We start from the raw sequence: 23674 nt of genomic DNA on the forward strand, positions 1-23674 counted from the left end.
AACAAAATGATAAATAGGTAAATTCCGCGTGTTATTCAATATCAAAGGTTTATCCGTAACGAATCTCCAAATCTTTTTTCAAATTTTCTATATAAAGTTCAGCAATTTTATGAATAGAGTCATTTGTTTTTTTAATCTTTTCTTCATCACCAAATAAAGTTTCAACGGTCTCTACATCATAAAATCTATCTCGGATTTCATCTTCTGTTAGCCCAAAGTAGGACTGTAGTTTCTTTGAAAATATCAACTTCCCTTTTTTATCTAGAAATCTATTTATTATTACACCAGATGGTATTAAAATCCAAAGATCAACTCTTTTATCTTTAAGCTTTTCAATACTCGACCAGTTAATTTGCATACCGAATGGATCTAACAAGACAAGAGCAGCACTCGTTTGATTCAGAATTTCAGAGAGTTTAATCAACTGATTATTTACATCATCGGGAATAAAATAACAATTGTTTAAAATCAAATTCAAGAATGAGAGTTTATTTTTCAATTTTTCAATTGCTCTGAGATCATTATCTACAAGATAGTAATAATCGAATTTTTGACTTATACTGAGTACTCTTTCTGCCGAACCTTTATAAACTGCTAAATCTTCTTTTACAAGGTATTCAGAAAATAACTGTCTTTGTTCTTCTGACATTGAAATTCTTTCTCCACTCCCGGCAAAGCCATCAAAATAAATTGTTATAGGCCAGCCATTGTATTTTCTCTTTTGTGCATTCATTATAGTTAGATAAGCAGACACATAATTTTCAAACGCTTCAAGTTTCTTTTCCGTCCAATTTCCTCCCCAAATTGATTTTGGTTCATTTACTTGATTCATTTCTACCCTCTATTTTATTTAGTACTTCTTCATTCTTTTTATCCTCCATTAAATCGCATAAATTGAACATCACATGGAGGATCTGCTAATGCGGTTGCTTCGACAGGCTCAGCAACCGCGGGTAGTGTTTTCTATAATTTATTATTTCAACTAAGTATTAAAACTTTAAACAGTAATTATTATTTTATCAATAAAAAGATTTTTTTCGAAAATTATCATGACAATGAGCTGAAAGTAAGTGAATTGGATTTTTTATTTTTGTGTCAATAAAAATTGTCATTTTTTTCCCCATACTTCTGTCAATAAAAATCCTTATAAAATAATATGTTACCTTTTTTCCCATTTTATAACCAAAAAAATAAGCATTTATTTCCCCCAATTTTCGTCAATAAAATATCTGCGGAATTTTTTACTTCCTGAAGATTTAATTTCTCCATTTTTAACAAAATTATATAAACAAGTTCTTAAATTTCTAATTGAAATTTCTTTACCAATTCGATTATGTATTTCCTTAATAGTTGAATGAGGATAATTTTTTAAATCCTCAATTATGAGTGCTTTTAAACGATGAGGCTCGATGTTTATTAAATTGGTTTTTTCTAAATCTGTATTTTTAAGTACTACGGGATTTATGAAATATTTCATTCCTTTTGTTTTGCCTATTGTCTTTATAATCTCATATTTAATTAATCTGCCCAACCAGTTCCTAATTTGTTTATCATCTCTACTCTGTATTGCACGAGCAAATTCTGTAGCTATAATACTTTGTTTCTGGGCAATAATACCAAGACAGATAATCTCTTTTTGATTAAGCAGATAAAACTGTTTTATTTTCTCAATTAATGTAATAACCTTTTGATCCTGAATAGCACTAAATATTCTTACTACGACTCTATCATCTTTTTCTTCTACCTCTGGAAGCTTTTTGGCTTCACTTAAAAGAATTTCATATATCTTATCATAACCACTCCCTTCTCTTTCCATCAGATTAAGGTCATAAAAAATTTTTGAAAGATGCTCGTTTCTTCTCACAGATTGATGTAATATATTTTGAGGTGTTACTCCCAAAGGCAATAATCCTGGATTATGAATTTCCAGTCTATCTGGATATAAATTGATAAAAATATCGCCTCTTGTAGTATATGGTTTGTGGACAATAGCATTTGCAAGCAATTCTCTTATTACATTTTCATTATAGTTATAAATAATAGTTCTACCAAATATGCCCTCAGAGATTTCAACCCCTTCTCTCCACTCCTCTATCTTTATCCAAATATCATGGATGAGCTCTTTGGGATTATAAGAAAAATCGTCCCAGACTAATTTTTTTATTTTATTACCATTGATATCGTATTTTATAAATTGTACGACTGGAGCATATAGCAAATTACTTCTTTGATTTTGATTACCCAGCCATAAAATACCTAAATTTGTTAAATATCCATCTTCATTTATAAAATGATAATACAGTAACAATTCTTCTATAGATTTTTGTTTTACAAAATCACTAACACGAAACGATTGTTTTACGTCCTCTACAAAATGTTTAAGTTTATTCTGGTCGCATTGGTGCAATTTTATTTTTTGAACAACCTTTGTTTCCCAGATAAAAGCAGATTTGTCGGTAAAAAGTCGTGAAAGTTCATCAGGCAAGACTGGTTTGCATTGGTCTGATACGCGTATATAATATCTTCCATCTGTTGTGGATGCAATAGTTGACTGGGAAGGTAGAACCTGTATCTTCAACCATTCTCCTCCATTTTCGGATTTTTGAATAGTTACATCAATACCAACATTAACCGTGAGTTCGCTAATTCTTTTCCGAATGTTTTCCGGTAAATCTTGGGGAATTTTTTGATTACTCGGTGGATAATCCTGATTATTTTCAATTCCTATAGCAATAACACCTCCCTTTGCATTTGCAAAAGCGACGCATTCTTTTGCAATCGATAAATAATCAGGATTGATTGACTGAAATAATTTTAGTGATTTTTTTTCGTAGTTAATGTTTTCCATTTCCAGATTGAAATTGCTTGTATAAATATATTGTTTTTTTATGAAAGCAAGTTTATTAAATTTTGGTTGTTTCTTGTTTTGGATGGCGGTTGCTTCGACAGGCTCAGCAACCGCTGCGTGAAATAGATCGCCTTTTTAAACTACAAGAGATTGCTTCGTACCACCAATAGCAGGACTCACAATGACATTATGAGTCAGCTCGTCTCTGCGAGGAATAATCCGCAGGTGAATGACAAAGCAAACTTCAAAATGCTTCTTTAGATTACTTCGTCATCCCCCCGCCACAGGCGGGGTGATTCCTCGTAATGACACTTACTGAATCGTCCTTGCGAGCGAACGAAGTGAGCGAAGCAAACTCTAATGAATCTTAAAAATTCACTTTCACTTAAAAGCGGTTGCTTCGACAAGCTCAGCAACCGAAATATCTTCCGCTCGTTGAGTAGCACGAAGTGCGTATCGAAACGAGCGCTGGCGGTTGCTTCGATACGTTCTTCTATCGAAGAACTACTCAGCAACCGAGGACGTAATCGCTCGTCGAGTAACGAAGTGTACCGGGACGAGCATTAGCGGTCGTTTCGATACATTTCATTACTCAACGACCGCAGGATTTCATCGCTCGTTGAGCGAAGCATTGATTTATCAAAGTGTAGCCGCTTGTAAAAAACGTACCGGGTCGAGCGGGCTTTATGGTGCGGTCGTTTCGACAAGCTCAACGACCGGGGCCTATCCCTCCACAATCTTTATCTACTAATCTGTCAAATCGTACAAATTATACACAATGGGTTTATCTTTCTTTCACACTTGCTTTTATCTATCTAGTGAGTTTCCATTATTAAGCCAATATCTTATGCACCAGTTCCTTTAAAAGACTTAATTAAGCTAATAATCTGACTAATGATTTTTTCATATACCGTAATCGGAATACCATTTTCTACTTTATCATTTATGGTATTGGGACTAAAATATTTTTCTACTAATTTTTCTTTAATTTCTTGTTTTTTCTTTTCATCAAATAATTCAATAAAAGGATTAATAGCAGCCAAATCTAACTCCATCTTTTTATTATAAATTTCTTGATCTCTATGAATCTTTGATTGATTAGCAGCATATTGAGCAGGATAAATGAAAAGAAGAGTTGATAATATCCTTAATAATGAAATGTGCCAATCATAATGTCCAATATTCAATACAGTAAACGCCATATAACCAACAGCTACCGTCATAAATACAACTGTTATTCTTCTCCACACATTTGCTTGTTTTCTATGATACTCCGCAGTTTCTTGATAGTCACCTGTAACACTAATATTACCAATTATGTTTACTATTTTCTTTGCACTCTCAAGTTTATTTGATAGTTCATTCAATAATCTATTACTCTGTTCTATGACTTTATTTTTTTCTTCTACTATTTCTTTACTTAAAGAAGATTTTAATTGATTAAACTCATTTTGAAATCCTGCAGATAATTGATTTATTTGTTGCTGTTGTTGACTAAATCTTTGATCAATCTGTGTAACTAGTTGATTAAAGGAACTAATTTTATTTTTAATATCATTAAATTTGTTTTGCATTTCTTTTAATTCAGATGTTACTAAATTTCTAAAGTCTGTTACAATCTTTGATAAATTATCTCTTTTAGGTATTATAAAAGGAAGAGAATTTATAGATGGTATTGCATTTATTAAACTATTCTTCGCATTATTAATATGTCCATAATTTTTGTTTACCAAAAAATTATTTATATCGTTAAGGGCTTGTTGAAAGTATGTTTGAATGGTATTAAGCGTATTTTTAATCGTGAATTCGACGTAAACGATACTCATTCTTGCTTCAAAATATTCAATTATAGATATAATTAAATCTCTATCCTCTATTGGTATTTGTGAAGCATCATCAGAACCTAAGCGGCTTCTTATCTGATCAATTACCATAAAAACTTGATGATTATTTATATTTTGGTTTGTACCCATACCTCCACCCTTTTTATTTCTTCTCAATAATCTTTATTTCTTCTTCTGTTAAATCGTATAAACGGTACACCAGCTGGTCTATCTCGCGTTCCCATGCGGTGGTGTCTGTATTTGGGTTGGCTTTCTTAGCCTGAAGAATTTTGTCTACCAGCGCCTCTATCTGCGAAACTATCGGCTGATTGGAGGCGGTGATGGAGGGAATTTTATGTGGCTCTAGAGCTTGAACACTGATAATTACATCACCAGTACCAGTTTTTGGTGAATTCTCTAATAGTTGCTTTATAGATAATCTTGAATTTAAATAACCACATAAAAACTTAATATTTTTACCAGTCATTATAACATTACTATCAATTGTATACATACTTTTATTGTCATAAGAAAATCTAATTACTGAACCGATCCTTTTCCATACCACCTTCTCCTTCTCAAATTTACCAAGATATTCATCATTGGGATTATTATCCAGTTCCAGCCAATGATGTTGTCCAGGAAAATCCTGATTTTTTTGTTTTTCATTTCTTGAATACCTGCATTGACCTCTGTCTTTTAATTGAATCTCAAATTTTTTTAAATGGTTGTAGATTGCAGGATATTCATTTGGAATAATTTTATAACTATTATATTTAGCAATAATCACCCACAGCCCTGCCCATTCGTAGTAGTAGCGTTTTATATCGCGCCCTCTTAAAATTGGTTTGATAATGGCTTCGGTGCGTTCCCTTTCGGCCACATCTTTACAATTATCAAGTATCTCATTGCGCTTTTCGGTGGTGATGATAAAGGCTTCGTTTAAGCCGGTTACAATTCCACGGTAAATATTCACATCCCAATCCCTTAGGGGCTTGCCCTTCCGCTCAATTTTTTCTTTGAGCCTTTGCTCAGCGCTGTTGCCTATGAACCAGGCATCTTTAGTAAGTTTATTTAAGATTACGCCACGCTCATTGAGTTGTTTAGCTATGTCAGCATTATTATTTTCTTTTTGTAAAGTAACTGCCAATAGTTTGTTATCATTGTTTGCTTTTTGTATCAACAGGATGTTTGTATCAACGGTGGCATTTTCAAAAACACCGGGACCTAAATCAATTAACAGTATGGGATTTAATCTTGAGAAGAACTTTCTTAAAACTTCTCCGTAACCCGCACGCATCCATTTGTTAGAAGTGATGTAACACAAAAATCCAGATTCTTTTAATAGATTAATTCCTTTTTCATAAAAAAGACAATAAATATCTCCAGTCCTATCAAATGTTTTATAATTCTGATTTTTGTATAAGTCGGCATATTTTAATTTTGATTTGTCACTAATCGATTTTTGCAATTGAACATACGGCGGATTCCCAATCACGATATAAAATCCCTCACTTCGATCCTGTTCGGTATAAACTTTTACTCCAAACATCCACTCGGGGTCAAACCAATCTGCGTGAGTGTTCTGATCGAATGGGTCCCATTTAGTTATTTTTTCTGTAATGTCATTTGGAAAGCCGTTATGTTCTAATGCAATTTTTAATTCCGCTCTTAACTGCCTCTCTTTTTTCTGGAGTTCATATTTTTCTTTCCGGCTGTTTGTGTAAAAAATTTCTTCTCTAACTTTGAATAAATTCTTTTCCAGTTTTTCAATTTCATTTGAAGTTAGTTTCATTTGTTCCGAACGTTCCAGTCCAATTAATGTATTAGCAGCAACAAATTTTGTTTCGAGATTGGGCAGGGCACGAATGTCGCGGTTTTCTTTTGTGTCATCAATTTCCTGTTCAACGAGGAGTGAAATGAAAAATCTCAGTTTGCTTATTTGAATTGCTATCTCCTGTATGTCAACTCCGTAAATGCAATTTTCAATCAGACCTAATTTTCTTATATAATCAATCGACTTGTTCTGTAGAGATACTTCAGTTTCGTGTCGAATTTCTGCAGGCACTTTCTCGAGCATTTTTTTCTTCCATATCTCATTCTGAGGATCGAGCTTATGCAATGCAAGAACGAGTTTATGCAGAACTCCCATAGGAAAAGCACCGCTGCCGCAGGCAGGATCCAGCACTTTTAGATTTTCTATTGCATCAATTAAAAATTCTTTTTCTTCTGCTGTAAATTCGGGTTGAGTATCGTCATACGAAAATAGCTTTTTGAGTTCAGCTGTAAATTGCTCTTCTTTGTTTATCCATCTGCCTCTTAATAATTCTTCCTCAAGTTTCAGTTGACCAACAATTACACTATTGCCAAACATATCGGCCTGGTCTGTTCCAAGTGGCAAATAACTTTTTGCACGTTCAATTACCTTGTTTTTCAAATAAGCAATTAAAGATTCATCAACCATATACTCGACAATTTCTCGCGGTGTGTAATAACTACCGGTGGATTTTCGTGCTGTGGTTGCTGTTTCGGGGACATAGGCAGCTAAAAGATTCTCAAAAACTTTACCTAAAAGTTCAGGGTCTAATGCAACATCCTGGTCAACCGGAGTATTCTCGTCGATTGTAAAGTTATATTGCTTAAAAATGGAGAATAATCCTTTGACTTTTTTGTTATTAGCTTTTTCAATGTAGTTAGAGAGGTTTATTTCTCTTTCCGTTTCAAGAAAGAAGAGTTCATCCGGTACTTTAAGTCGGGTTTCATTTTTTGGATTATCCGAGAAGCAATCGATTCTTATTTCTTTTCCATCAACTTTTTTATCAAGCGATTCAAACAAACCACCATTAAGAAAAGGTACTTTTTCAAATTGCTTCAGGAATAGTTCTTTATTTTTAATAAATCTTTTGTAACGGTAATAACCTTGCTCAAGATACGCATCGCTTACAAAGCCACGTTTTTCTGCCTCGTCAACAAAAATTCTGCTATTTGGGTCATCGCTTTTCATTTTTGTATTAAGTGTGGCAAAAAACAAATTTTGAAGTATGGCTTTGTAGTAAGTACTGCCGGTTTTATCCTTGTAGTTTATAATTTCATCAATTACAGATTTTTCAAAGAGTGAAGGAGGAATAAGTCTTTTCTCTTTCATAAACCAGATGAAAATCATTCTGGTGATAAGTCGGATGAGACTCTTTGCATTTCTGTTTTCCCTGTCTTTGTCTTCATCATCAGGAAATTCGACAAGATCCATAGCCCAGAAAAACCAGTTCGCAATTTCTGTGTAAAATTCTTTTGTAACTTTCTCTACGCTGAATGCATCTATTATTTTATCGAGGGTTGAAAAGTCGGCAGAGGTTATTTGATTGATAAATGTTTTGTTCGCCTGCTCTTTACTGACAAAGTAAGTGTATCTTTTGAAATTGTTCCAGTCTCTTTTTCCCGTTGCGAGGGGAATTGCGTAGATTAAAGAAAAACGGAAATCACTTTTATCATCGTAAAAAATAAAAAAGCCACCGATGTAACTGTTGAGATTTTTCAGGATTTTTTTACCTAATGCGTATTGTGCTTTTTTGCCGGAGCGTTCGGAGAGTTCTTTGCTTACTTTAACAGTAACAACTATCATTTTGTCATGATTCTCTAATGTGAACTCACCTAAATGTAAACAGTCGATGAAATTTTCATCGTTATACTGCGGAAGGGATCTATTAATTTGTCGAAATGTTCTTGCCTTTTCTCTTAAGAGGTGAACAATATATTCAGGGTCAAAATTGGTTGTAAGGTTGCTTATGATTTCTTTGATGCTCATAAATTACTCCCTCGTTGCTTGGATCTTTTTTAACCGCTAAGGGCGCTAAGAAACGCAAAGATCATTGTGTCAGAGCATTCTTTGCGCAACCTTTGCGTTCTCTGCGGTTTAATTTTTCAGTCTTTCATTTCTTCCTTTTTCTTTGCCCATTTAATCAATGTTTTTAACCGCTAAGGGCGCCAAGAATCGCAAAGGTCACTGTGTCAAAGCGTTCTTTGCGCATACTTTGCGTTCTCTGCGGTTTAATTTCTCAGTCTTTCATTTCTTCCTTTTTCTTTGCCCATTTAATCAATGTTTTTAACCGCTAAGGGCGCCAAGAATCGCAAAGGTCACTGTGTCAGAGTGTTCTTTGCGCATACTTTGCGTTCTCTGCGGTTTAATTACCTTCACTGAGATTTATTCAAGATTGCCACTATTACTTCTTTTTCTTTCGATGATATTCTTTGTTTTTCTTTTGATAAATAATCTTCGCCTAACTCAGCTTCCAATTGGTTTATTTCTTCTATTATGCTTTTGAAATCCATAACTTCAGTTTTAAGATTGGCAATTCTTCTTAATGTATATTCAGACAAAGTTCCGTAGTCAATAATATCTTCTCTTAACATGCGCAGGAATTTTTTATGAGGTAACAACTCAGCAGACTCGTTAGTGCGGATAAGGAAGTCAAGTTTACCGAGTGCTTTATTTTCAATGCTAAACATTGAAGCTCCATTACTGGATGTATTTTCATAATTTTTAACTCTCTCATACATTTCCCAGAATTCATCGTCAATTTCAATTGGTTTTTCCTCCGGTTCGCATTTAATTTTTTCGAGTATCTCTTCAAACGAAGAATCAGAAATATCCATTTTCCCATCAACTTTCCTTAAAAGTCTTATGTACACTCTGCTTTTACGGAAGCAAACAATCATTTCGTCTTCATTAGAAGTTTTAGTTACTTTTACTCGACTTGGAAATTGGTCGATTGTTGAAATTACTTCTGGGTATTTCTCTTTAATTTCCTGATAAAGATTAAGAATTTTTGTATGGAAGCTTTCCTCTTCGCTTTCGTCAGGAGTTTGCATTAATTTTTGATAAAGCTTTGAAGGTGTAGGTTCTTCGTCGATATCAAATATTTTTGAATCTTCTCCTAAGGTATTGTGTATCATAAACATCTTATTCTGTGCAATTTCTCGGGAGCGAACCAGTTCGGCACCCTTTTCGGTCGGGAAGAAGTTAACGATATAGATTTTATCAAATACTTTTTTGCTTATGCGATTAATTCTTCCAAGTCTTTGAATTACTTTAACGGGATTCCAGGGAATATCATAATTAACAATCATTCCTGCGCGATTAAGGTTAAAACCTTCGCTCAGTTTATCCGTTGAAAGTAAAATGTCATAATCATTGTATTGTACACTCGCCGATGCATCAAAATTCTTATTCACCTCTGAAATTTTCGAATCGCTTATTGAGCCTGTAACAACTAGCGTTCTTTCAGCAAGTTGCGGCTTTAACTTTTTCATTTTTTCATAAACATAAATTACAGTATCGGCGTATTCAGAAAAAATTACAATCTTTCTTTTGGGTTCATGTGGCGATGGTACCTCATTCAATTCTTTTTCGATATTTTTAAGCAGACAGGAAACCTTGGGGTCATTATCAATCAAATTTAGATTTGAAAGTCTGTCAAGAATTTCATCAAACAATTGAATATCTGATTGAATATCCGCAATAAATTTTTTTGCATGTTTGAACTTTTCGATCTGGTAGATCTTATATTTTTTCGGGTAAGTTTCTTTTTTAAGAATTTCTGGATACTCTTTTAATTTATCTTCAATTTCATCCGGTGTCCATTCGACAATTCTTTCAATTAATTCTCTGTCTAAAATATATTTCCCTTTTTCTGGATCGTCATTTCCTGTTTTAGTTATAAATTCAAGTACAGTTTAGTTAATATGTTTGAAGTTCTTGATACTTTGCACGAATGCGCCGAAAGAGCTTTCAAATCTCTTAACAAGGAGTCTGCGCATAATATCGAATAAGTTACGCTGTTGTAACAACTCACGATTTTTTTCTTTATCCTTGTCATCGGACGATCTGGTGTCAACACCTTCCTCATAAACAAAAGGCAGATAAATAGCGCCTTTGAATTTCCCACCGTAATCAGGGTCTTCAAAATAATTAGTCATTATTTCATCATAAAAACTTGATTGCTCGTCGGTCAATTCATAAAACCATTCAATCGGTGGTTCGACTTTAGATAAATCTTTAACCTCATTTTTGTAGAAAGGATTTTTCAATAAATCCAATCGATTTCTTCTAATAGTTATTGGTTCAATTACATCGCGAATTTGTTTAGCCAGCGAATGTGATTTCCTTTTAACTCTTCTTAGGTCAATTTCACTTTCGTCAAATAATAATCTGTAATAACTCTTAGCCCTATTTAATTTACGTTTATCTTTCGAATTATAATTTTTTGTAATATAGGCAAGTCTATCGAATAAAGTATTTATTGTTCTAAATGTAGAGATGATGTTGTTTTCAAGCGTGATTGACGATTGTTTGGGAATAATGAAGAGATTGAGCATAGCCAGAATATCTTCCGGTTTATTATTGAAAGGTGTGGCAGTAAGTAGAATTACCTTTTTATTTCTGCAAATATTTTTTAGAAGTTCATAACTTTGAGTATCGGGATTTCTGAAGCGATGTGCTTCATCGACAATAATAACTTCAATGTCATCATTGTTTTTCACAAAATCTAAAACTTCTTCAAGGTCACCAATTGAGCGAGCCTCCCAATCATAAAGCTGAAATTCATTTAAATATTTCCGCCAGCCTTCAGTTTTATTATCATCGCCAATTAAACCAGGCGGACACAACACAAGTCCTCTTGCTCTCAACTGTTTAGCAATCATGCAGGCAATTACAGATTTACCGAGTCCTACTACATCTGCAACCAGTACCCCGCCATGCTGCTCGATGATCGAAAGAGCAATTTCAACAGCATCATTTTGATATTTATAGTTTTTGTACCCTTTTTTACTTAATAATTCTTTGAGAGAGGACGATAAAGATTTATGCTGGAAAGAATCGAGATATGATTTTAAAACGAATACATACGCTTCGAATGGTTTTATTTTTCTGATATGAGTTTCGTTTTCAATAGTTTTGATCAATCTTTCTTTAATATCTTCCTGTTCTGTAATTTTAACTGCGGTATTCCATAAATCATCAAAGTATTTTTCAGCTTCTTCAAAGCCGTAATCGCTAATTTCAACATTAAATTCGTTTTGCTCAGAAAGACCCGCCCGGGTTAGATTGCTGCTGCCTGTAATAAATAATTTTGACTTACCAACCTGTCCTTCCTCCAACTTAAATAAATACAATTTTGAGTGGTTCGGCCGATAGGTTTTTCTTATAATCAATCTATTGTCGGCAATTAATTTCAGGAAAAAAGTCGATTGTTCATAGAACTCCTTGACATCAAAGGCATCATTATTAATTGATTTTTTAACTGAACTAAAGAAATTTTCTATTTTTTCCTCATCAGATAATTTTTCGTCCTCTGAGTGCTCAATTAAACGATAATTGATCTTATCGACATCAAGTCCAACGAGCACTTTAATTGTCACTTTTGGATTTTCTTTTAGTCCATTATACAATTCTCTGATGCCAGAGAAATAAAAAAAACCTATCAGAAATTTTAATTCGTCGCTCTTTGCGAGTAATTCGATAAGTCTTGTTTTTAATTGCTTTTGCTGACTATTCGTTATGAAATTGCTCATTGAGTTAACAGAGAAGGATTTTTACTTAAAATATTTTTTGTAAAATAATGAATTATCATAACTATACAAAGCATAAAGAATTAAACTCAGATATCCCGAATAACAAAAGCAGGTTTAAATTGAAAGCCCTCAAAACAGAGTGCATCGATTTTTAATACTTCAAAAAATTATCTCTTGCCATAATACCGTCTACAAGGAATTAAAGAGCAGATAAGATCAGCTATGGTTACTTAACAATGCCCCGTTACTCTCTGCATATAATAAATGAAGGTTCTATTTTACTTCATTTTTGAATTACAATAGTTCTGTAGATGAATCGTCTGGAATTAATCAGCAATTTTAAAAATAAAAAAGCCTTGCAACAGATTTAAGTTACAAGGCATTAAGGGAGTGAGCGCGGGTGGGCTCGAACCACCGACCCTCTGCTTAAAAGGCAGATGCTCTACCCCTGAGCTACGCGCCCCGAAAAAATGAACGTAAATATTAGATAATTAGTACTAATTGAGATGCAAATATATCGTTTCTGGCAATAAATTCCAAATTTATGGCTTATATAGTTCGATGTGAATTGGGCTTCTTAGTCGAAGTCTTGCAATGAATGCGATATTACTAAAAAATAAGTTTACAAAGGCAATTAACTGATTATTTAGTTGCATTCGATATGCAATAATTGCTCAATAGTTTTCCAATTAAATATGGAAACATTACCGTCATCATTAACTGCAAGGAAAGCTCCTTTCGATAATTTTCCGATTGGAGTACTTGTATACCAGATACCATCTGTATTTGTTGTATTTGTTCCGATAAAAGAGCCAATATAATTAAAATTAGCTCTATCAAATATCAAGAACCTATTATTTTTCTTTGACTGATTCGTGATTATCCATTTACCCCTTTTATCATCACATTTTACTAAAAATATTCCTTCAATCTGGCCATCAAATAAGCCATCACCCATTACATTTCCAGTAAAATTACCCTCGAGGTCGTACACCTTTATAGTAGACTGGGTTGTATCCTCTTCGGCAATCAATAAGAGATTGTTTTCAACGTCGGCATGGATAGACTCAACAACATGCAGTACACCTTTTGCTGTGGTATCGCCAAAAGCTTTTTCAAATCTCCACTTCATATTATTATTTACAATAGTCACTGTATAAATATGAACTCTCTTATTAAGTAAATTACGAGGGGGGATTTTTTCACCGTCTAAATTGTAATTATCTGTAACATACAATCTGTAATTAAAATCATTTGTTTTATATACGAAAATTCCATAAGGTTTTTTTAACAATGAATCACCCAGAGTACCAATCGATTTGAATTCTGGCAGTTGAAAAATCTGTACTCGATGATTGTCTCTTTCTACTACAAAGGCCAAGCTATCGATTACAAAGATGCCATTAGGTCTATCCATCTGGCCTGGTTTGTCGCCTTTAGTACCAATTCTTTTAATGTTTTTACCTGTTTCAGCGTCATCAACTATTAGACAATCAGAGGACTTGGCAGTGGATATAATCCATTTCTCTCCGTTTTTACCCGCCCAGAAGGCTGGCGAGTCGACATTATCTGTTGTATCACGTTTAGTTTGAATATATTCTTTAACTATTACAGGATCTATTGTAGATGAGCATTTTAATGTAAAGAGATTCAGACTAATGAGTAATATAATCTTTTTCATTATTCCACACTTTAATCTGTTTTAACAATTTTATAAGTCAAATTTAATACCTGCAGTAAAATGGATATTATAGTATTCAGCTTGATATGTCCTTGAACTTTCGCCTGCATAATATCGTAAGGGTTGATTTAACAGGTTATTTACTTCAAAAAACAGTCGTAACTGAGGCATAATTCGGTAATAACCATTAAAATCTAAGTAAGTAACTTCATCATAATACCTTTCAAGTCCAGGTGTTAAATCTAATTCATCCGGGTCTAAATAAGGTGCAGTGTAGTTAAATGCAACTCCCAGTGCCATTTTTTCATCTTGATAAGTTAGAGCTAAATTGAGAGTATGCGGAGCCGTCCCTGGTAAAGCAATGTCTTTATCTCCATCGACCTGTTCGCTAAGCATTGGATTATCGGCTTTTGAATATATGTAAGTATAATTTGAATAAAAGTTGAGATTATTTAATAATCCGGGTAAGAAATCCAAGCGTTTTTGTAAACTAAACTCAAAACCAAAGAGTGTAGCACTAGCACCGTTACGAGGCTGGAAAATTTCATAAACATTACCTGATACAGGGTCGAAATAATCATCCTGGTTATAGATATAAATAAAATCTTTAATACTTTTATAGAAAACTCCGCCTGAAATTATGCCCACATCTTCAAAATAATTTTCAAGCATCAAGTCGAAATTCATAGAACGAGTAGGTTTCAGTGCAGGATTACCAACTTCTAATTCATTATCTTCTGTAATAATATTTCTATAGGGCACCAGGTCATAATAGTTTGGACGTGCAATTGTATTTGTCCATGCTGCTCTTAGTATTAGATTTGGCGATAAGTTAAACTTAATATGAACTCCTGGTAAGAAATTGGTATACGAATCGCTTCCATAAGTTTTATTAATTTCTTCAGTCTCTTCGTTAAACTCATTTCCTGCGTAATCAAGAGAAGTATTTTCCACTCTAAAGCCTGCAATAATTTTTAAATTTTTATCGACGTTTTGTTCAAGCATGGCATAGGCAGCAAATATTTTTTCTTTCGCATTAAAATTTTGGGGTGCATATTCTGCTGGTACATCTTCTTTCTCGAAAAGAGTCTGGTCATTCAAATCTAGGCTGCCTAAAAATTCTTCTGTTGCAAATTTACCAATCTTATAAGGACCTGCCAGGAAGTTATTATCAGTATAATCCTTCACGGGTACATTGGCTAAAGTTTCGAAGCTATTAATGGGTGTATATGAGAAGAAGTTATTATCTCTCAATTTATCTTTCTTTGAATATTTGGCACCAAATTTCAGAGTATTTTTATTAATTCCTTGTGAAATTGGCAGTTCTAAGTCTATTTTCGCTGAATAATTTTTTTCTTCCGTAAACTGGCGTTCTTCTGTTAGCTCGTCAAATTCCCAATTATTCAAGTCCTCTGGTAACGAGGAATTATAATTTATAATAGGCTTTTCCGGGTTTGATATATCATAAAATTGTTCAATATTTTTCACCTGGAATGATATATATCTTTCATTAGGTCTTTCCTCCGATGCTGAAGAATAGTAAGTCGCCCAGTTGATTTTAAGCGAGGTCAAAAGAACATGTTCGCCTTTTAACGATATCGTAAATGTTCTCTGGTCTTCTAATCTTGCATTATTATTCCTATTGTTGTTAATGCCACCTTTTGTTTGTTTTACAATTCTGTCTTTATCGAGACGATACCTTAAACGATATCTATTTTCCCAATCGTTTCTTTGATTATACATTGTTTTTAGATATATATTATCAGTTGGAGATAGTTGATAATCAAATGATGCTGCAAGGCTTTGTCGTAATCTTCTAATCTTATATGCTCTTACTTCCCATTCAGAGGGAAAAATATTTCCATCATCATTTTCCCACGTCCCTTCTGTATTGTCCGAGCCTAAATTGTGGTCAAATAAAGAGCCACTTAGCACCACACCCAATTTGTTATTTATGTATCTATTAGCGAATACAAGAGCACCATTCCAGATCGGTTTTTCTGATAGGAAATTATAACCACTCGCCAAAGTACTACTTAATCTTAAAAGTGAGGATGGTGCACGCGTAACCAGATTTACAGCTCCCCCTATTGCATCGGCGTCCATATCTGGAGTAATAGCTTTGTTAATCTGGATTGTTTGAACCATATCTGATGGAATTAAATCGACCTGCACATTTCTTATTTCTGCCTCTGCAGATGGTACTCTTTCTCCATTAATCATAATAGAGTTTAAGCGTGGTTCTGTTCCTCTTATATTAACATAACGTGCTTCTCCTTGATCATAATTAACAGTAATTGAAGCAACTCTTTTTAATGCATCGCCTATATTCTGATCCGGAAAACGTCCTATCTGATCCGTCGAGATAATATTTGTAATGTTATCGTTGGTTCTTTGTTGATTAAGCGCTCTTGCCTGCCCTTCTATTCTTTCTCCTAATACTACCACTTCACCAGCTTCAACTATTCCAGGCTTTAATTTAATTTCAACAAATGTTGTTCGGTTAGCTATAATTTCTACCTTTTCTTCTTTTGCTTGATATCCAAGATAAGACACCCTTAAGCTATATTTCCCCTTTTCTAAATTTAATATCGTAAAGTTTCCGTTGTTATCCGTCGTGCTACCGATGGATAATTCTTTAATATAAACATTTGCCCCTATCAACGTATGCCCTTCTGTATCCATTACCTTACCAGCTAATTTACCGACCTGGGCAAAAACTAAACTTGCCCAAAAATTAATCAAGAAAAATGGTATAACTATTTTTTTCATTTCTCCTCCATAAATGGATTTGTTTAATTCGAAATCTAATCCGCAATCATTAAATTTATATTAACCCAATATTAAAATAATGTTAAGATGACTTTGCTATTTTTTGTTCTATCATTTGTATTTTTAGTGAAATGTTTTCACTATACGTAATTGTGGAGTTACAAATATTTTACTTATGATATGATAGTTCTGAAATTGCAAGCTCTTAGATTATTATCTTATGTTCATTGTTTAGAATAAGTGCTTCAATTACTATAAAAATTAAAACAGATGTTTAATGAATTGCCTTCGGGGCATTGGACTTTTCGTTTTGAATTGATTTAAGATGAAACTGGGCGGGATAAGCGAAATTAGAATACGAGAATACCACAAATGGTTTTATCCCCGATTTTTTTTATATTGTTAACAATTTATTTAACGATTGCAAAGATGAAAGACGCCAAAATACTAATTGCTGACGACGACGAAACTTTGTGCTATCTCTTAAAAGAAGAATTGGTTAACGAAGGTTACCGCGTCGACGTTGTTTACGACGGTAAATATGCTATCGAAAAGTTAAAATCGATTCCATACGATATTCTTCTACTCGACCTCGAGATGAAAGAAGTTCATGGCGAAACCGTACTCGAATATGTTATCGAAAATCACCCTTCAACACAGATTATCGTATTGACCGCAAAATCCGACGTACGGACAGCCATCGATTGCATCAAAAAGGGAGCTTATGATTTTATTACCAAACCCTACGAATTTGGTCAGCTCTGCGTAACCATCGAACGCGCTATGGAGCATAAAGACTTAATTGTCAAAAATAAAATTCTATCTTCGAAAGTTAATCAGGCATATACAGGTGCAATTATAGGCGAAAGTGAGGCAATTAAGGAAGTAATCCGTCTGGCTGAAAAAGCAGCTCGCTCGGATTCGAATATTTTACTCGAAGGCGAAACCGGTACAGGCAAGGAATTATTTGCGGAGTTTATCCATAAAAATTCAGATAGAGCTTCAAAACCATTTGTCGCAATTAACTGTGCTTCGTTGCCCGACCAGTTAATCGAAAGTGAATTGTTTGGTTATGAAAAAGGCGCTTTTACAGACGCAAAATCTTCAAAACAGGGTCTGGTTGAAATTGCCAACGGCGGTACTCTCTTTCTCGACGAAATTGGCGAATTGAGTCTTACACTTCAACCCAAATTCCTCAGATTCCTTGAAAACGGAGAATTCCGTAGAATCGGTGGGGTTACAAATTTAAAATCGAATGTGCGGGTTATCGGAGCAACTAACAAAAACCTGATGGAAGAAGCTGAAAATAAGAACTTCAGACGCGACCTCCTCTTCCGTTTAAATGTAATCACGCTTACAATTCCACCGCTTCGACAGCGTCAGAATGATGTTCTCCTTTTAGCAGAGTATTTCCTGAGAAAAAAGTCTCCTGTAAGATCACTCAAAAAGTTATCCGAAAGCGCTCAAAAGGCACTTCTAAATTACAGCTTCCCCGGCAATGTGCGTGAGCTTGAACATATGATCGAAAGGGCAATTATTTTTTCGGACGGAAATATTATTCAACCGAAAGATTTAAACATCCCTAAAGATGAATTCGATTTCACTAAATTTTCTGAAAAAGATGGAGAATTCCTTACGCTCGAAGAACTTGAAAAAATTCATATCAAAAATGCGCTGGACAAATTTCAATGGAATCGGGAAAATACAGCCCGTGCTCTTGGAATAAGTCAAAAAACTCTCTATTCGAAGATTATCAAGTACAAATTGAAATAAAATGAATAGACGGAATTTATCGACATCTCATCTGACACACGATCTGAATAATATTATCACTCGGATTCTAAACAGTCTCGAACTCCTCAAGAAGAAAGTGGCAAACTATGATGAAGTCGAGCCGATTATCAACAGCATCGAAAGCAGTGCCTTTATGGCTACTGAAATAATGGAAGACATGCAAGCCGATTCTAAGGGTAAGCCACATCACAAAAAGAAAATCGACGTCAATAAATTAATCGAAATTCTGGTTTCTACAGTTAGCCTTAGCCAAAGAAATAAAGTCAAATTCAATCTCAAACTTCAACCCGACCTGTACCCCCTCGAAGGGCGCTATTCCGATTTTTACAGAATTTTTCTGAATCTCATCGTAAATGCAATAGAGGCAATTAATAACCGGGGAACCATTACAATAACAACTTCCAATATCAATATAACCGATCGTTCTGGTTCATCGGATTTATTCAACACTCAGCCTTACATACAAATAAAAATATCCGATAACGGCACGGGTATCGATCCAGAAATAATTCCTTTTATTTTCGACGAAAATTTTTCGACCAAGTCGAAAGTTAAAAATAGAGGCTTCGGACTGTCGATAGTAAAACAAATAGTCGATAGTTACGAAGGCGTAATCAAAGTCTGGAGCGAGAAAGGTAAGGGAAGTGAATTTTTACTTACATTCCCATCACTGGGGCATCCGAAAGAAAAAACTACCGAAAAAGCAAAACAGATCCTTTTAGTGGAAGACGAGGAAATTTTACTGGAATTGCTGACCGAATTACTCGAATCGTACGGGTATAAAATTACTGCTGTTTCAGACGGTAAAGGAATGTTTAAAAAGTACGACCCGGCCAATCCTCCCGACCTTTTGATTATTGACCAGAAACTGCCCGATATCGAAGGGATCGAATGCATAAAAAAATTAAGAACTATGAACAAAACAATTCCAATCATACTTGCTTCAGGTTCTCAAACCGATTACAGCTTAGAACCAGGAATAAACGAGATTGTCAGCAAAATAATTCATAAACCCTATAACTTCGATGAAATCCTTTCGATGGTAAAGGAATTAATTGGTTAGTTTTTGCTCTCGTCTGATTTTAAATCGATTATATTCAGATCGTTTACATATGGTGTAATTACGGGTTTTTTAATTGAGCCGAGTTTTTCAAGTACTGCAACTATATCGCGTGCAGCATTTTCAATAAATTCGATTCTTTTAAGAATAGCCTCCTTAGAAAAATTTTCTTTCGACAATTCACGCCTAATTGCAGCAGTGGAGAGATTTATCAAAGTCAGAGGCTGTTTGATTTCATGATTCGCCGTTACGACTGTAGCAGCATACGTTTTGATTTTTTCTATTTCAATCAGGAACTTATTTGTTTCGCTGAAGCGAAGAGCTGATTTAATTCGTGCCACAAGTTCGGTACGATTAAACGGTTTTTTAATATAATCGAACGCCCCAGCCTGCAAGCCTTCTTTCAGATTCTCAGCTTCTGTAAGCGCTGTCAAAAGTATTATCGGAATTTGTTTGGTCTCTTCGGTATTGGTTAAAGTTTTGCATACGTCGTAACCGGACATACCAGGCATCATAATATCAAGAAGTATCAAATCGGGTTTTTCTTCGATCGCTTTTTTAATGCCCATCTTTCCATCATATGCTTTGATCACTTCAAAGCCTTCCTGTTCGAGCCTGTCCTGAAGTAAGAATACATTATCTGGATAATCGTCAATAACCAAGATCTTTTTCATTTATACGCTCTTGCCTTGAAGAATGTTTTTTATTTTAGCCGCAAGCAGAGAGAATTCGACAGGTTTTGTAACCAGATCGTCAAAACCGTTTTTTTCGATAACCTCTTTGTTTTCGAGCATTGCATAAGCCGTTAGAGCAATTACAGGTATTGAGGCAGTTCTGTTTTCTGTTCTAATTTTTTTAATAGTTTCAAAACCGTCCATCATCGGCATCATTATATCAAGAAAAATTAAATCAGGCTCAACATGATTCAACGTCAGAAGGCATTCCATTCCATTGTGAGCAAAGATGGCATTGCAGCCCAGCTGCTTGACAAATTCCCCGATTGTAAAAAGTGTGTCCTGATCATCGTCAACTATCAAGACAGTCGGCTTGTTTTTTTTGACCACAGTTTCTTCTGCCGGTTTTGGGGTTTCGTCGGTTTCGATTAATTTTTCTTTGAGAAACTCATTATCAATTTTTATTCTATCACGGATTACTTTGAGTATATCGAGAGGATGATTTTTTTCCCGTAGCGCAATTGAGTTCATTACACGCGTCAACTCTTCGGCATTCATACTATCATATCTTTCGGGGAGTATTAATATAATCATTGTATTTCGCGTAAAGACGTTATGCCGTATCATTGCAGTAAACAAAATTGCATCGGCAACAAACGACTCAACATCGATAAGAAAAATTTGTGTCGAGTTAAAGTCAATAGCGCTCATTGCCGCTTCGAGACCCGACCTGTATTCAAAATTTGACAAACTTTCACTTTTCAGTGAATCATAAATTTCTTTCTTTTTATCCACCCAGAAAATTGTTTCGGCTTTATTGCCGAGATAGCTTTCCACATCGTTTATCAACTTTTCCAGCCTTTGCCGCGACACCGGTTTTACAACAAAATCGTATATGTTGGGTATCCAGCCAACTTTTTGATCTTCCAGAACGGTAAGTATTATTACAGGAGTATTCGCGTACATTCCCGTCTTCAGTTTATAGAGCGTTTCCCATTCTCTTCCACGATCGTCAATATTTCCGATAATAAATACGTCGGGTTTTTGTTTTGTCTTTGGATCAGACAGATTTTCTGTTTTTAACTCCATCACTTCGTAATTATACGAGGCAAGATAATCGGCAATTAATTTGTATGTATTTTGATTCGATGTAATTATAACTGCACATTTTTTCAGGTCGGAATCTTTTGTTTGGAAAGTCTCGACTTCAGAATCGAAAGTTTCGATAATTATATTATTCAGGAGGAAAGAAAACCGCGAACCTTCTCCGGCTTTCGACTCAAGTTCAATTTTCGAGCCCATCAATTCCAGGAAATGTTTTGCTATCGATAGTCCGAGACCAGCTCCGCCGTATTTACGCGAAGTGTTCGTCTCGATTCTTCCGAATTCTTCAAATATCTTTTCTTTATTTTCTTCAGTAATGCCCACGCCTGTATCTTCAACTGCAAATGCGAGTGAAGTCTCGTCCATCTGTTCTACTTTCAATCTTACATATCCTTCTTCGGTAAATTTAAATGCGTTGAACAGTAAATTAGAAAGAATCTGTTCAAGTTTAGAACGATCAGCCTCGACCATGAAATCGATATTTTTCGGCAGCTCGAGAATAAATTTCAACTTTTTTTCTGCCGCCATCTGTTCGACGTCCTGGATAATATCTTCGATCAAATCGGAAAGTAAGAATCTTTCTTTGTTCAGTTCGAGTTTACCAGCATCCACTTTAGAAAAGTCGAGAATATTATTAATCAGTCGTAAAAGTTTTTTCCCGTTTCTTAAAATAACTTTTAACTTTCTGCTGCTTTTTTCGGAATTAATTTCTTTTAGCATTAATTCTGTCAAACCGAGTATCGAGATCAGAGGCGTTCTCAATTCGTGCGACATATTAGCAAGAAAGCGTGATTTTATATTGTAAAGCTCCACAGCTTTTTTTCTTTCTTCTTCGAGTTCTTCTGCTTTTGCCTTTAATTCCAGATGGAGCTGTTTGAGTTCTTTATTTTGCAATTGGTATTCTTCGTTCAAGCGCCTTAATTCGCCAACCAGATTTTCGAGTTGTTGAAGCGACCGAGCATTGACAAGACCTACAGCCAGTTGCTCCTGAATATTATTCAAATAAAGCTTGATATCGCTGGCAGGTAATTTTTCCGACGCCAGTTCCAGTACGGCTACTGTTTTATTATTATAAATTATTGGGTATAAGAGCAGATAACGAATTTTAATACTACTAAGTCCCGTTCTGATTACAGGGTGATTTTCTTCAAAAGTCAGTTCAATTATTTCCTTTTTATCGATAGTTTGTTTAAGATAGGCCTCCGGCTTTTCTATCGAGTTGCCCTCGATGCCGTAAGAGGCACCGGTTATTAATTTATTTTTATCTATTACGTAAATTATTCCGAAACTAATTTGAGTCGTTTTAATAATCTTGTTTAGTGCGGCGTCGCATATTTCATCGAGTGAAGGATTTTTATTGATCAGTTTAATAAATTCTGTGTATTCTCTTTCGGTCTTTTCTTTTTCGTTAATAACGTCGAGCATCTTATTAAATGCTTGGCCGAGTTTGCCAATTTCGTCTTTTGTAATAATTCGCGCTCGGTGATTTAAATCTCCTCTGGCAGTAATTTCAGCAGCTTCATCGAGTATCGAAATCTGTTTTCTGAATTTATAGGTAAAAATCAATACTATTATAAATGTGAAGGCTCCCCCAGAGACGATAACAAGAATAACAACATTCTTGAGAGTATTTCTGAAATTTACACCTTCTTCGAATGTGTCGAAGGTAAGAAACGAGAATTTTCCCGAAGGAATTACAATTTGTGTGGGTGTATAAATCGATGCGCTGAAATCTATTTCGTCTGATTCTATGCTGAAAATATCATAGTTGTTCTTGTATTTAAGGTTGTCAATTGCTTGCTCAAGATAGTTCACTATACTTTCATTCTTCAAAGGATTTGATACTTCCATTACTTTATTATTGACCACAAATGCAATTTCCGAACGAATCTTTTCGCTTATTTTCGTCAGGAAATCCGAGTCGATTATCATACCATAATAATAAAAATTATCTTGAGAATTCAGATAGCCGAGGACTATTCTTGGATTGTTATTAATGAATTCTTTGAAGTCCAGTCTACTCAGATCGAGCTTGTACTTTTTTTTTGATTTAAACGACTGCAGATCTATAATTGAATTATCTTTTAAAGTAAATAAAAAATCGATTCCAAGTGAATCAATGTCAACTGAATTACTATTATTAATAATTCTTTTTATGTCGTATTCATTTTGCTGTAAATAATTTTCGAAGAGGAAAATGAAGTCGTTGGTTGAATTAAGTATCAATTGCGATTTAAAGCGTGTAAAAAGCCTCTCAGTTAAAGAATAGTAGATAGTTGACGAGGCACCAATTGTAATGAGTACAATTACAAGCGATATTAATATCAGCTTGGCATTTAGTTTCATCTT

General features: G+C 34.5%; 12 protein-coding genes and 1 tRNA gene. 2 read left to right on the top strand and 11 right to left on the bottom strand.

Annotated elements, in window-relative coordinates; translation table 11 throughout:
• Positions 1-49: 49 nt before the first annotated feature.
• The 9 genes from tcmP to ACSSV9_RS01025 all read right to left on the bottom strand — a co-directional run bounded on the left by tcmP (position 50) and on the right by ACSSV9_RS01025 (position 16693).
• Positions 50-832: a three-Cys-motif partner protein TcmP gene (gene tcmP, locus ACSSV9_RS00985; protein WP_437345369.1), complete on the bottom strand. Its 783-nt coding sequence runs from the start codon at positions 830-832 to the stop codon at positions 50-52.
• 366 nt (positions 833-1198) lie between these two features.
• Positions 1199-2848: an ATP-binding protein gene (locus ACSSV9_RS00990; RefSeq protein WP_437345370.1), complete on the bottom strand. Its 1650-nt coding sequence runs from the start codon at positions 2846-2848 to the stop codon at positions 1199-1201.
• Positions 2849-3693: 845 nt separating this feature from the next.
• Complete coding sequence (locus ACSSV9_RS00995) at positions 3694-4848, bottom strand: hypothetical protein (protein ID WP_437345371.1); 1155 nt, start codon at positions 4846-4848, stop codon at positions 3694-3696.
• Entirely contained in the window at positions 4835-8473 is a 3639-nt protein-coding gene (locus tag ACSSV9_RS01000; protein ID WP_437345372.1) for an Eco57I restriction-modification methylase domain-containing protein, read from the bottom strand. The genes ACSSV9_RS00995 and ACSSV9_RS01000 overlap by 14 nt, the downstream gene beginning before the upstream one ends.
• Positions 8474-8859: 386 nt before the next feature.
• Positions 8860-10161: a helicase-related protein gene (locus tag ACSSV9_RS01005; protein ID WP_437345373.1), complete on the bottom strand. Its 1302-nt coding sequence runs from the start codon at positions 10159-10161 to the stop codon at positions 8860-8862.
• Between the two features lie 240 nt (positions 10162-10401).
• On the bottom strand, positions 10402-12240 hold the full coding sequence (locus tag ACSSV9_RS01010; RefSeq protein ID WP_437345374.1) for an SNF2-related protein: 1839 nt from the start codon (positions 12238-12240) through the stop codon (positions 10402-10404).
• 391 nt (positions 12241-12631) lie between these two features.
• Positions 12632-12703: transfer RNA gene (locus ACSSV9_RS01015), tRNA-Lys, on the bottom strand.
• A gap of 183 nt (positions 12704-12886) precedes the next feature.
• The gene (locus tag ACSSV9_RS01020) at positions 12887-13921 is read right to left on the bottom strand and encodes an NHL repeat-containing protein (protein ID WP_437345375.1); all 1035 of its coding nucleotides are present in this window, start codon (positions 13919-13921) and stop codon (positions 12887-12889) included.
• Positions 13922-13951: 30 nt separating this feature from the next.
• Positions 13952-16693 (bottom strand): TonB-dependent receptor, encoded by a 2742-nt coding sequence (locus ACSSV9_RS01025; RefSeq protein WP_437345376.1) that lies wholly within the window; start codon positions 16691-16693, stop codon positions 13952-13954.
• A gap of 429 nt (positions 16694-17122) precedes the next feature.
• On the opposite strand from ACSSV9_RS01025, the gene ACSSV9_RS01030 reads away from it, so the two are divergent.
• Positions 17123-18466 carry a sigma-54-dependent transcriptional regulator gene (locus ACSSV9_RS01030; protein WP_437345377.1) on the top strand — a complete coding sequence of 448 codons (1344 nt, stop codon included), beginning with the start codon at positions 17123-17125 and terminating at the stop codon, positions 18464-18466.
• 1 nt (position 18467) lies between these two features.
• The gene (locus ACSSV9_RS01035; RefSeq protein WP_437345378.1) at positions 18468-19550 is read left to right on the top strand and encodes an ATP-binding protein; all 1083 of its coding nucleotides are present in this window, start codon (positions 18468-18470) and stop codon (positions 19548-19550) included.
• Here the strand turns inward: ACSSV9_RS01035 and ACSSV9_RS01040 are convergent.
• Both ACSSV9_RS01040 and ACSSV9_RS01045 read right to left on the bottom strand, forming a co-directional pair.
• A complete protein-coding gene (locus tag ACSSV9_RS01040) occupies positions 19547-20221 on the bottom strand; it encodes a response regulator transcription factor (RefSeq protein WP_437345379.1) in 675 nt (224 codons plus the stop codon). The two genes, ACSSV9_RS01035 and ACSSV9_RS01040, sit on opposite strands and share 4 nt — an antisense overlap.
• Positions 20222-23671, bottom strand: coding sequence for a response regulator (locus ACSSV9_RS01045; protein ID WP_437345380.1), 3450 nt, complete (start codon positions 23669-23671; stop codon positions 20222-20224). It lies immediately after the preceding gene.
• Positions 23672-23674: the final 3 nt, after the last annotated feature.

This window comes from Melioribacter sulfuriphilus, assembly GCF_051488685.1.
In the GTDB taxonomy this organism is placed as follows: Bacteria; Bacteroidota; Ignavibacteria; order Ignavibacteriales; family Melioribacteraceae; genus Melioribacter.